This is a genomic window from Allobrachymonas wangyanguii, from assembly GCF_045055315.1.
In the GTDB taxonomy this organism is placed as follows: Bacteria; Pseudomonadota; Gammaproteobacteria; order Burkholderiales; family Burkholderiaceae_C; genus Brachymonas; species Brachymonas wangyanguii.
The window spans coordinates 1023199-1035448 of the sequence record NZ_CP173677.1; the positions used below are offsets into that span (position 1 = coordinate 1023199).

Annotated in this window: 12 protein-coding genes; 9 read left to right on the top strand and 3 right to left on the bottom strand. The window is 62.6% G+C overall.

Annotated elements, in window-relative coordinates; genetic code table 11:
* Window positions 1-3: 3 nt before the first annotated feature.
* The 3 genes from ACI3EV_RS04890 to ACI3EV_RS04900 all read right to left on the bottom strand — a co-directional run bounded on the left by ACI3EV_RS04890 (window position 4) and on the right by ACI3EV_RS04900 (window position 3154).
* Window positions 4-1845, bottom strand: coding sequence for a PhoH family protein (locus ACI3EV_RS04890; RefSeq protein ID WP_405198044.1), 1842 nt, complete (start codon window positions 1843-1845; stop codon window positions 4-6).
* A 231-nt stretch (window positions 1846-2076) separates the two neighbouring features.
* Window positions 2077-2565 carry a peroxiredoxin gene (locus ACI3EV_RS04895; RefSeq protein ID WP_329770212.1) on the bottom strand — a complete coding sequence of 163 codons (489 nt, stop codon included), beginning with the start codon at window positions 2563-2565 and terminating at the stop codon, window positions 2077-2079.
* Window positions 2566-2773: 208 nt separating this feature from the next.
* The gene (locus ACI3EV_RS04900) at window positions 2774-3154 is read right to left on the bottom strand and encodes an Mth938-like domain-containing protein (protein ID WP_329770213.1); all 381 of its coding nucleotides are present in this window, start codon (window positions 3152-3154) and stop codon (window positions 2774-2776) included.
* 125 nt (window positions 3155-3279) lie between these two features.
* Between ACI3EV_RS04900 and ACI3EV_RS04905 the strand changes: the two genes are divergently transcribed.
* From ACI3EV_RS04905 to rplI, 9 genes are all read left to right on the top strand, one after another.
* Window positions 3280-4512, top strand: a complete 1233-nt coding sequence (locus tag ACI3EV_RS04905; RefSeq protein ID WP_329770214.1) for a pyridoxal phosphate-dependent aminotransferase — start codon at window positions 3280-3282, stop codon at window positions 4510-4512.
* 35 nt (window positions 4513-4547) lie between these two features.
* Complete coding sequence (locus ACI3EV_RS04910) at window positions 4548-5873, top strand: homoserine dehydrogenase (protein ID WP_337690614.1); 1326 nt, start codon at window positions 4548-4550, stop codon at window positions 5871-5873.
* 1 nt (window position 5874) lies between these two features.
* Window positions 5875-7302, top strand: coding sequence for a threonine synthase (gene thrC / locus ACI3EV_RS04915; protein ID WP_337690612.1), 1428 nt, complete (start codon window positions 5875-5877; stop codon window positions 7300-7302).
* Between the two features lie 99 nt (window positions 7303-7401).
* Window positions 7402-7887 (top strand): copper resistance protein NlpE, encoded by a 486-nt coding sequence (locus ACI3EV_RS04920; RefSeq protein ID WP_329770217.1) that lies wholly within the window; start codon window positions 7402-7404, stop codon window positions 7885-7887.
* 248 nt (window positions 7888-8135) lie between these two features.
* Window positions 8136-10529: a phosphoenolpyruvate synthase gene (gene ppsA, locus ACI3EV_RS04925; protein ID WP_337690611.1), complete on the top strand. Its 2394-nt coding sequence runs from the start codon at window positions 8136-8138 to the stop codon at window positions 10527-10529.
* A 195-nt stretch (window positions 10530-10724) separates the two neighbouring features.
* Window positions 10725-11096, top strand: a complete 372-nt coding sequence (gene rpsF / locus ACI3EV_RS04930; protein ID WP_329770219.1) for a 30S ribosomal protein S6 — start codon at window positions 10725-10727, stop codon at window positions 11094-11096.
* Window positions 11097-11116: 20 nt separating this feature from the next.
* A complete protein-coding gene (gene priB / locus ACI3EV_RS04935; RefSeq protein ID WP_329770220.1) occupies window positions 11117-11467 on the top strand; it encodes a primosomal replication protein N in 351 nt (116 codons plus the stop codon).
* A 21-nt stretch (window positions 11468-11488) separates the two neighbouring features.
* A complete protein-coding gene (gene rpsR, locus ACI3EV_RS04940; RefSeq protein WP_018714095.1) occupies window positions 11489-11764 on the top strand; it encodes a 30S ribosomal protein S18 in 276 nt (91 codons plus the stop codon).
* 17 nt (window positions 11765-11781) lie between these two features.
* Complete coding sequence (gene rplI, locus ACI3EV_RS04945; RefSeq protein WP_329770221.1) at window positions 11782-12234, top strand: 50S ribosomal protein L9; 453 nt, start codon at window positions 11782-11784, stop codon at window positions 12232-12234.
* Window positions 12235-12250: the final 16 nt, after the last annotated feature.

Here is a 12250-nt window from a genome sequence, read left to right on the forward strand (position 1 = left end):
GATTTACAGCACCTCGCTGGCAAAGTCTGCCAGGCGCGAACGCTCACCGCGTGCCAGCATGATGTGGCCGCTGTGCGGCCAGCCCTTGAACTTGTCCACCACCGCGGTCAGGCCGGAAGAGCCTTCGGTCAGGTAGGGCGTATCGATCTGCGCCAGGTTGCCCATGCAGATGATCTTGGTGCCCGGACCGGCGCGCGTGATCAGCGTCTTCATCTGCTTGGGCGTCAGGTTCTGCGCCTCGTCGATGATGACGAACTTGTTCAGGAAGGTACGGCCGCGCATGAAGTTCATGCTCTTGATCTTGATGCGGCTGCGGATCAGCTCATTGGTGGCGGCACGCCCCCATTCGCCGGCGCCGTTGCTGTCGCCGCCCTTGGTCAGGAACTCCAGGTTGTCGTCCAGCGCGCCCATCCACGGGCCCATCTTTTCTTCTTCGGTGCCAGGCAGGAAGCCGATGTCTTCGCCCACGCTGACCGTGGCACGCGTCATGATGATTTCGGTGTAGCGGCGGTCATCCAGCACCTGGGTCAGGCCGCAGGCCAGCGCCAGCAGCGTCTTGCCGGTGCCGGCGGTACCCGTCAGCGTGACGAAGTCGATCTCCGGATCGAGCAGCAGGTTCATGGCAAAGTTCTGCTCGCGGTTGCGCGCTGTCACGCCCCAGGCGGCATGCTTGGGGTGGGTATGGTCGCGCAGCGTCTTGAGTACCGCCGTATTGCCGCGGATTTCGGTCACGCGCGTGTACAGGCTGGTCTCGCCGGGCTGCTCGAAATAGACGAACTGGTTGATCAGCATCTGCTGCGTCAGCGGGCCCTGCACGCGGTAATAGGTATGCGCGCCTTCCTGCCAGCTCTCGATATCGCCTTCCTGCGTATCCCAGAAGTCGGCCGGCAGCATCAGGATGCCGTTGTACAGCAGCTCGTCGTCGTCGAGTGTCTTGTCGTTCTCGTAGTCTTCGGCCAGCAGGCCCAGCGCGCGCGCCTTGACGCGCATGTTGATGTCCTTGGACACCAGCGCGACCTGGCGGTCCTTGTGCGCGGCTTCCAGCGCGTGCACCACGCCCAGGATCTGGTTGTCGGCCTTGCCCTGCGGCAGCGAGCTCGGCAGGGTGTAATCGAGTGCCTCGGTCTGGAAGAACAGGCGGCCGGTGGCTTCCTTGTGGCCGGTCGCGTCCAGCGGCATGCCGTGGCTCATGTCCTGCGATTCCACCGCTGCCACCAGCGCATCCAGCGTGCGGCTGGTCTGGCGCGCGTTGCGCGAGACTTCCGTCATGGCCTTCTTGTGGCTGTCCAGCTCTTCCAGCACGATCAGTGGCAGGAAGATGTCATGTTCCTCGAAGCGGAACAGGCACATCGGATCGTGCATCAGCACATTGGTATCCAGCACGAACAGGCGGCGCACCTCGGGCTCGCTGCCAGTGGCCTTCTTGCGTGCACGAGCCGGCCGGGTGGCCGGGACCGGAGTGGCGGCCACCGGTTTGGCTGCAGCTGGTCTGGCGGTGGGTTGGGTCGTGACAGTGCTTGCAGGCGGCGGGCTCTCGGCCACTGCTGCCGCGGCAGGCTTGGCTGCTGCGGTGCGACGACGCGTAGGTGCCGTGGCTGCCACGGCTGCAGCGGCATCCAGCGAAGGCGTCACGGCGCTCGTCTTGCGCGTGCTGCTGGTCGTGGTGCGGCGGGTAGTGCTGCGCTTGGGCGCGCTGGTGCTGCTGTCCGTGCTGGCTGTTGTTGCTGCTGCGACGGGCGTGGTGTCAGCCGGCTCGGCCTGGCTGGCACGGGTAGGGGGAGTCTGGGTCAGAAGCTCGGCATCCAGTTTGGTGGCGCGCTTCTTGGGAGCGGGAGGCAATGGCATGTAAGTGTGCGGAAAACAGGTTGAACATGCATGCGGCTGGCGCACGCCCTGCGAAACACGACGCTAGGCGTTTCACACAGACCTAATATACATGCTGACTTGCAGATTGCCGTCACCCGGCGGTCATATTTGCAACCGTGCGTCAGCCCCCGTCTGCGGGCTGCGGGAAAGTGCCCATGAAAAAAGCGCCTGCTGGGCAGGCGCTTTCGGCTGGCGACAAGGCCAGGGAGCTTATTCGGCGGTAGCCAGGGTCTCTTTCAGTTCCTGCACGGCCTTCAGCACGGCATCCACATGGCCGGCGACCTTGACGCCACGCCATTCCTGACGCAGCACGCCATCGGGGCCGATCAGGAAGGTGCTGCGCTCGATGCCCTTGACCTTCTTGCCGTACATGATCTTGTTCTTGACCACGCCGAACATATGGCACATTTTTTCTTCGGTATCGGCGATCAGCTCGTAGGGCAGGCCCAGCTTCTCCTTGAAGCCGTCATGCGACGTCATGTTGTCACGCGATACGCCAAACACCACGGCGCCAGCCTGCTCGAAAGCCTCGTACTGGTCACGGAATTCCATGGCTTCGGTGGTGCAGCCAGGGGTGTTGTCCTTGGGGTAGAAAAACAGGACCAGGATCTGGCCATTATGGGAAGTGTTGCTGACCTTGACGTCGCTCGTGGCATTGGCCTCGAATTCGGGGATCAGCTTGTCTACGACGATTGCCATTGTGTTATTTATCTCTTTCCTAAAGACGACTCGGGCATGGTCGGGGGTGAGGCGACACAGGCGTGCCGCCGGTTGGGATGCCCGAGTGGCACAGAAGCCGGCAGACGATGGCCAGCTACCCGGCGCGGGTTGTGGCAACCCGGACGCCATCGAAACCCCTATTTTAAACGAAATTCATCACAAGCGCTTGCCAGGGTGAAAGCCCTTGTTACGGTGCCGGGGCATCCACCAGCAGCGCGGCCAGCACGCGGCGGCCTTCGCCGGCCAGGAAGTTGTAGGTGCGGCAGGCGGCAGCGGTGTCCATGGTCTCGATGCCGATGCCGCGCGCCATCAACGGGGCCGTGACCGAGGGATGCAGGAAGCGCAGGCGGTCGCCGGTGCCGAACAGCACCAGTTCGCAGGGCAGTTCGGCCAATTGGCTGAAGTGTCCGGTATCGAGCTGGTCAAAGCCGGTGCAGTGCCAGGGTTGCAGCAGGCCCTGGGCCGTCAGCAACAGGTGGTGCCTGAAAGGCTGGCCATTGACGGCCACCCAGCCCGGGCCATGGGCGGTGATGGCGGGAACGTCCATCTGGTCGGGTACGAATTTCATGGTGGAAGTCCGGTAGAGGCGGGGAAAGCGGAGCAGACGGCCGGTGTAGAACTGGCAATGCGGCTGTCTGTCGTCAAAATGTGGTCAAATTATAGTTTTCCCCTGAATTTTCCACAGGAGCCGGTGTGAAGACCATAGCCAAATCCTCCAAGCTTGCCAATGTCCTCTACGATGTGCGCGGACCCATCGTGGACGCGGCGCGCCAGATGGAGGATGAGGGCCAGAAGATCATCAAGCTCAATATCGGCAACCTGGCACCGTTCGGTTTCGAACCGCCCGAAGAAATCGTCGCCGACATGATCCGCAACCTGCCCGAATCCGCCGGCTATTCCGACAGCAAGGGCATCTTTGCTGCGCGCAAGGCGGTGATGCACTACTCGCAGCAGCAGGGCGTGCAAGGCGTCACACTGGAAGACATCTACCTGGGCAATGGCGCCAGCGACCTGATCATCATGGCCACCATGGCGCTGCTGAACGATGGCGACGAGCTGCTCGTGCCGTCCCCGGACTATCCGCTGTGGACGGCATCCACCTCGCTGGCCGGCGGCAAACCGGTGCACTACCTGTGCGACGAGAGCAACGAGTGGATGCCTGACCTGGACGACATCCGCAGCAAGATCACGCCGCGCACCAAGGGCATCGTCGTCATCAACCCGAACAACCCGACCGGCGCGCTGTACTCCGACGCGCTGCTGCTCGGCCTGATCGAGATCGCGCGCGAGCACAATCTGGTGCTGATGGCCGACGAGGTCTACGACAAGGTGCTGTACGACGGCATCAAGCATACGTCCATGGCCTCGCTGTCCACCGATGTGCTCACGCTGACCTTCAACTCGCTGTCCAAGGCCTACCGCAGCTGCGGCTTCCGTGCCGGCTGGATGGTGATTTCCGGTGACAAGTCGGGCGCGCAGGACTATATCGAGGGCCTGAACATGCTGGCCAACATCAAGCTGGGTTCCAACGTGCCCGGCCAGTGGGCGATCCAGACCGCACTCGGCGGCTACCAGAGCATCAAGGACCTGGTGGGCGAGGGCGGCCGCCTGCGTCGCCAGCGCGACCTGGCCTACGAGCTGATCATGCAGATCCCGGGCGTGAGCTGCGTCAAGCCCAAGGCGGCGCTCTACATGTTCCCCAGGCTCGATCCCGAGATGTACCCGATCCAGGATGATCGCCAGTTCTTCCTGGAGGTGCTGCAGGCGACCCGCGTGATGCTGGTGCAGGGCTCCGGTTTCAACTACCACGACAACCAGCATTTCCGCATCGTGTTCCTGCCGCAGGAAGATGCGCTGCGCGAAGCCATCCAGCGCCTGGCGCGCTTCCTCGAGGCTTACCGCAAGCGCCACGGCGCGAAATCCTGATTTTCTCCAACCCTTTTCCAACTGAAGCTAGAAACATGAATCCGATCAAAGTGGGCCTGCTGGGCATTGGCACGGTAGGCAGCGGCGTTTACAACGTCCTGAGTCGCAACCAGTCCGTCATCAAGGCACGTGCCGGCCGTGGCATCGAGATTGCCGTGGTCGCCGACCGCAACGTCGAACACGCACGCAGCGTGGTTGATGCCTCCGCCGAAGTGATCGATGATGCCTTTGGCGTCGTACAGCGTCCCGATATCGATATCGTGATCGAGCTGATTGGTGGCTACACCATCGCCAAGGACCTGGTGCTGCAGGCCATCGAGAACGGCAAGCATGTGGTCACCGCCAACAAGGCGCTGCTGGCCGTGCATGGCACCGAGATTTTTGCCGCAGCCCAGCGCAAGGGCGTGATGGTGGCCTTCGAAGCTGCCGTGGCTGGAGGCATCCCGATCATCAAGGCGCTGCGCGAAGGCCTGACTGCCAACCGCATCGAATGGATCGCCGGCATCATCAACGGCACCACCAACTTCATCCTGTCCGAGATGCGCGACAAGGGCCTGGACTTTGACGTGGTGTTGAAGGAAGCCCAGCGTCTGGGTTACGCCGAAGCCGACCCGACCTTCGACATCGAAGGCGTGGACGCCGCGCACAAAGTCACGCTGATGAGTGCCATCGCCTTTGGCGTGGACGTGCAGTTCGACAAGGCCTATACCGAAGGCATCACCAAGCTGGGCGCGGCCGACATCCGTTACGCCGAGCGTCTGGGCTACCGCATCAAGCTGCTGGGCATCACGCGCCGCACCGAGCAGGGCGTGGAACTGCGCGTGCACCCGACGCTGGTGCCGGCCAAGCGCCTGATCGCCAATGTCGAAGGCGCGATGAACGCCGTGGTGGTCAACGGCGATGCCGTCGGCACCACGCTGTACTACGGCAAGGGTGCCGGCAGCGAGCCCACCGCCAGCGCCGTGATCGCCGACCTGGTGGACGTGACGCGCTTGCACACCTCCGACCCGGCCAACCGCGTGCCGCACCTGGCGTTCCAGCCCGATGCCATGCAGAAGGACCTGGCGATCCTGCCGATCGATCAGGTTGTGACCAGCTACTACCTGCGCCTGCGCGTGTCCGACGAGCCGGGCGTGCTGGCGCGCATTGCTACCATCCTGTCCGATCTGGGCATCAGCATCGACGCCATGCGCCAGGCCGAATCCGACCAGGTCGGTGGCGAGGAAACCAACCAGACCGATCTGGTGATCCTGACCCACGAGTGCCAGGAAGCCCACATGAACCAGGCCCTGACCGCCATGCAGGCGCTGCCCAGCGTGCTGCAGCCCATCGTCCGGATCCGCAAGGAAGAGCTGAACTGATATGTACTATCTGTCTACCCGTGGCAACTCGGTGCCGCGCACCTTCTGCGAAATCCTGCTCGAAGGCTTGGCGCCCGATGGCGGCCTCTATCTGCCCACGGCCTACCCGCAGGTCGATGTCGCCACGCTCGAAAGCTGGCGCACGCTGTACCGCGAGCAGGGCTATGCCGCACTGGCATTCGCCATCCTGTCGCGCTACATCAGCGACATCCCGGCAGCCGACCTGAAGGCGATCTGCGACAAGACCTACACCGCCGAGGTGTTTGGTACCGAGCAGATCACGCCGGTGCGCCAGCTCGAAGGCGAGCTGTACGTCGAAGGCCTGTCCAACGGCCCGACGATTGCCTTCAAGGACATGGCGATGCAGCTGCTGGGCAACCTGTTCGAATACGAACTGGGTCGCCGTGGCGAACAGCTCAATATCCTGGGTGCCACCAGCGGCGATACCGGCAGCGCTGCCGAGTACGCCATGCGCGGCAAGCAGGGCGTGCGCGTGTTCATGCTCAGCCCGCATGGCCGCATGAGCGCTTTCCAGCAGGCGCAGATGTTCAGCCTGCAGGACGAGAACATCCACAACCTGGCGGTCGAAGGCGTGTTCGATGACTGCCAGGATATCGTCAAGGCCGTGAGCAACGACCTGGAATTCAAGCGCCAGTACAAGATCGGTACCGTCAACTCGATCAACTGGGCGCGCCTGCTGGCGCAGGTGGTGTACTACTTTGCCGGCTATTTCCAGGTCACGGAGAACAGCCAGCAGCAGGTCAGCTTCACCGTACCCAGCGGCAACTTTGGCAACGTCTGCGCCGGCCACGTCGCGCGCATGATGGGCCTGCCGATCCGCCAGTTGGTGGTAGCCACCAACGAGAACGACGTGCTCGACGAGTTCTTTCGCACCGGCGTCTACCGCGTGCGCGGCAGCGCCGATACGCACGAGACCTCCAGCCCGTCCATGGACATCAGCAAGGCCAGCAACTTCGAGCGTTTCGTGTTTGACCTGCTGGGCCGCAATGCCAAGCGTACCGCCGAGCTGTTCGGCAGCACGCTGGGCCAGCAAGGCCAGTTCGACCTGAGCGGCGATCCGGTGTTTCCGCTGGCGGCACAGCGCTACGGTTTTGTCAGCGGCTCCAGCACCCACGCTGACCGCCTGGAGACGATCCGCGATTGCTACCAGCGCCTGGGCCAGATGATCGACACCCATACCGCTGATGGCGTGAAGGTGGCACGCGAACACCTGGAGCAGGGCGTGCCGATGATCGTGCTGGAAACCGCACTGCCGATCAAGTTCGCCGAAACCATCGAGGAAGCCCTGGGCCGCAAGCCCGACATGCCCGAGCGCTTCGCCGGCCTGGAAGCCCTGCCGCGCCGCGTGCAGGTGGTGCCGGCCGATGTCGCGCGTATCCAGCAGCTGATCGTGGCGGCCTGCGCCTGAGTTGCTTGTGTCGTAATGTACGGATGCGCTCCTGTCTGACAAGGGCAGGACACATCGTGCATGTAGAATCGGCTCCAAAACGCCTATAGGGAGATCATGATGGCTAGACGTGTTCAAGAACAAGTCCGTCGCTGGCAGCTGGCCGGCCTGGCTGCGGTGTCGCTGACGCTGGCGGGTTGTAGCGGCATGCAGGGCATGACCGATAGCGTGCTCGGCTCGATTGGCCTGATGCGTGTGCCGCAGGCGGAACGCGCGCCGGCTGGCCCGGCGGTCGCTACCTGGCCGGGTACCTACCGCGGCAACCTGCCGTGCCCGGCCTGTGCCGATCCGGCGCAGAACATGACGCTGGCGCTGACGCTGTTCTCCGATTCCACCTACGAGCTGCGCACCAAGGCGGGCCCGGACCGTGAGCATGAGCTGCGTGGCCAGTTCACCTTCAATGCCGACGAAACCCGTATCACACTGGATCCGCAAGGCCAGCGTCGCAGCTTCGACATCATCTCCAACACCATGTTGCGCATGCTCGACAAGGATGGCCAGGTTGTCACCGGCCCCGATGCGCACCGGTTCCTGCTGAGCAAGTAAGGGAATCGTCGTTTATTGACAACTATTCCGGGTAAGCCTGCATTGCAGTTTCGATGGTGATGCAGGTTTTTCCGTCAAGTGCCTCACACTTTCCCGATCGGGTTGCCGCAAAAAACCCAGTCGGACTACAATCAGATTTTGCCAGTACGCGACCGAAACCCGGTCGCGTATTGCCATGGGCTCGCCGCCTCCATAACCAGAACAAGCAAAGGCCAGGCCCGGTACCGGTTTAACTTTTGGAGCATGCTATGACTCAGCAATTCAGCGCGACCGACCTGGTCGTTCCCTTCGAAAAACTGCGCATGGACGACGTCGAGTACGTCGGCGGCAAGAACGCCAGCCTGGGCGAGATGATCTCCCAGCTGCCGCAGGGCGTGAAAGTGCCCACCGGCTTTGCCACCACCGCGCACGCCTTCCGTGAATTCCTCAAGCACGATGGCCTGACCGACCGCATCAACGCCAAGCTGGATGCGCTCAACGTCGATGACGTCAACGCCCTGGCCGCCGTCGGTGCCGAGATCCGCACCATGGTCGAAGAGCAGCCGTTCCCGGCTGACCTGGAAAAGGCCATCCGCGAGGCTTTCGCCACCCTGAGCGAAGGCAATGACAAGGCCAGCTTCGCCGTGCGTTCTTCCGCTACCGCCGAAGACCTGCCCGACGCTTCCTTTGCCGGCCAGCAGGAAACCTTCCTGAACGTGGTGGGCATCGAAGACGTGCTGGACAAGATGAAGGAAGTGTTCGCCAGCCTGTACAACGACCGCGCCATCAGCTACCGCGTGCACAAGGGCTTTGCCCACGCCGACGTGGCCCTGTCTGCCGGCGTGCAGCGCATGGTGCGTTCCGATACCGGCGCCGCCGGCGTGATGTTCACCATGGACACCGAATCCGGTTTCCGTGACGTGGTCTTCATCACTTCCAGCTATGGCCTGGGCGAAACCGTGGTGCAGGGCGCCGTGAACCCGGACGAGTTCTACGTGCACAAGCCCATGCTGCAGGCCGGCAAGCAGGCGCTGATCCGTCGCAACCTGGGCAGCAAGCTGATCCAGATGGTGTTTGCCACGCCGGAAGAAAAGGCGGCCAACGGCCAGCTGGTGAAGACCACCGACGTTCCCACCGAGCTGCGCAACCGCTATTCCCTGAGCGACACCGACGTTGAGCAGCTGGCCCGCTATGCCCTGATCATCGAAGAGCACTACGGTCGCCCGATGGACATCGAGTGGGGCAAGGACGGTACCGACGGCCAGCTGTACATCCTGCAGGCACGTCCCGAAACCGTGAAGAGCCAGGCCGAAGGCAAGGTCGAGCAGCGCTACAAGCTGAAGGGCCAGGGCACCGTGCTGACCGAAGGCCGCGCCATTGGCCAGAAGATCGGTACCGGCCCGGTGCGTCTGGTGAGCGACATCAGCCAGATGGACACGGTCCAGGCCGGCGACGTGCTGGTGACCGACATGACCGATCCCAACTGGGAACCGGTGATGAAGCGCGCCAGTGCCATCGTGACCAACCGTGGTGGTCGTACCTGTCACGCCGCCATCATCGCGCGTGAACTGGGCATCCCGGCCGTGGTCGGCTGTGGCGATGCCACCGACCTGCTGAAGGACGGCACCCTGGTGACCGTGAGCTGCGCCGAAGGCGATACCGGCCGCATCTACGATGGCCTGCTGGACATGGAAGTGACCGAAGTCGAGCGTGGCACCATGCCCGAAATCGACACCAAGATCATGATGAACGTTGGCAACCCGCAGCTGGCCTTCGACTTCTGCCAGCTGCCCAACAGCGGCGTGGGTCTGGCCCGCCTGGAGTTCATCATCAACAACAACATCGGCGTGCACCCGAAGGCGATCCTGGACTACCCGAACATCGATGCCGACCTGAAGAAGGCGGTCGAGTCGGTAGCGCGTGGTCACGCTTCCCCGCGTGCCTTCTACGTGGACAAGGTTGCCGAAGGCATTGCCACCATTGCCGCAGCCTTCTGGCCCAAGCCGGTGATCGTGCGCATGTCCGACTTCAAGAGCAACGAGTACCGCAAGCTGATCGGCGGCAGCCGCTATGAGCCGGAAGAAGAGAACCCGATGCTGGGCTTCCGTGGTGCCGCACGTTACGTGAGCGAGGACTTCGCCGAAGCCTTTGCCATGGAATGCGAAGCACTGAAGCGCGTGCGCAATGACATGGGCCTGACCAACGTCGAGATCATGATCCCGTTCGTGCGTACCCTGGGCCAGGCGGCCAAGGTGACCGAGCTGCTGGCCGAGCAGGGCCTGAAGCGCGGCGACAACGGCCTGCGCCTGATCATGATGTGCGAAGTGCCGAGCAACGCCATCCTGGCCGAGCAGTTCCTGGAGTACTTCGATGGCTTCAGCATCGGCTCCAACGACCTGACCCAGCTGACCCTGGGCCTGGACCGCGACTCCGGCCTGGAGCTGCTGGCTGCCGACTTCGACGAGCGCGATCCGGCCGTCAAGGCGCTGCTGAGCCGCGCCATCGCCGCCTGCAAGGCGCAGGGCAAGTACGTGGGTATCTGCGGCCAGGGCCCCAGCGACCACCCGGACTTTGCCCAGTGGCTGGCACAGGAAGGCATCGTGTCCATCTCGCTGAACCCCGACACGGTGATCGAGACCTGGAAGGGTCTGGCCAAGGCCTGATGCCCTGAAACCGGCTGAGTCCGGTTGGCATGACAAGGGACTGCTGCGGCAGTCCCTTGTCGTTTCTGCCACGGGGCAGGGCGTTGTTGCCCAAATAACTTGCAGCCTGCATCGCAGGCAAGCTATAATCTACGGTTTCACCTTGCTGCACCGCATCCTGGCGCTGTGGGCAGCTTACTTCCACAAGGAGTTTTCATGCGTCATTACGAGATCATTCTGCTGATCCACCCGGATCAGAGCGAACAGGTTCCTGCCATGCTGGAACGCTACAAGGGCATGGTTACTGCTGGCAACGGCAAGATCCATCGCGTCGAAGACTGGGGTCGCCGTCAACTGGCTTACCAGATCAACAAGCTGAACAAGGCGCACTACCTGTGCCTGAACATCGAAGCCGACCAGGCCGTGATGGCCGAGCTGGAACACGCGTTCAAGTTCAACGACGCCGTGCTGCGCAACATGACCGTGCAGAAGAAGAAGGCCGAAACGGCTCCTTCCACCATGATGAAGGCCGTCGAGCGCGAAGAAGCGCGCAAGACTGCACAGGCCAGCGAGGCTGACGCTTCCTGATCACAGGTCAAGAAGCGCGAGTGGAATCCCCCGTACCCGTCGCCGTCAACCAGTTGGAACTGACGGCAGAACTGGTCGAACGTGGCCCCTTGCGAATGACGCCCGCCGGCGTCCCTGTTGTCGATGGTGTGCTGACGCACACATCCGAACAGCACGAAGCCGGCAGTGTGCGCAAGGTCAGTGCCCAGGTGGCGTGTGTCGCCATCGGGCCGATGGCAGAACAGCTGAATCGCCTCAGCCTGGGGCAACCGGCACGATTCAGCGGCTTTCTGGCCACGCCGGTACGTCGCGGGGCAGGCGTCAGCAGCAGTACGCGGCTGGTGTTCCACCTTCAGGACTTCATGCCGATAGCACGAGACAACCCTTTTTAAACAGATTTTCAGGAGTCCATCATGGCCTTCAAGAGCAACAAAGACAAGCGTCCCAAGCGCAATACCCAATCCCTGCTGTTCAAGCGCAAGCGCTTCTGCCGCTTCACCGTCGCCAAGGTCGAGGAAATCGACTACAAGGACGTGGATACGCTGCGCGATTTCATCGCTGAAAACGGCAAGATCATCCCGGCTCGCCTGACCGGCACCCGCGCGATCTACCAGCGCCAGCTGAACACCGCCATCAAGCGCGCCCGTTTCCTGGCCCTGCTGCCCTACACCGATCAGCACAAGATCTAAGCCAAGGAGTCCCAATCATGCAAATCATTCTGCTCGACAAAGTCGTGAACCTGGGCAACCTGGGTGACGTGGTCAAGGTCAAGGACGGCTTCGCCCGCAACTTCCTGATCCCCTCCGGCCGTGCCCGTCGTGCCACCGAAGCTGCCCTGAAAGAGTTTGAAGCCAAGCGCGCCGAACTGGAAAAGGCTGCTGCCGAGAAGCTGGCTGCTGCCGAAGCCCTGGGCCAGAAGATGGAAGGCCTGTCCATCAAGCTGACCCAGAAGGCTGGCGTGGATGGCCGTCTGTTCGGCTCCGTGACCAACCACGACATTGCTGACGAACTGGTCAAGCAAGGTTACGAAGTGCACAAGTCCCAGATCCGCATGCCCAACGGCCAGATCAAGACCGTGAGCGACAACACCGTCCAGGTGGCTCTGCACACCGATGTGGTGGTGGACGTGAACGTGGTCGTGTACGGCGAAACCGCCTGATACACGCGCACTAGCG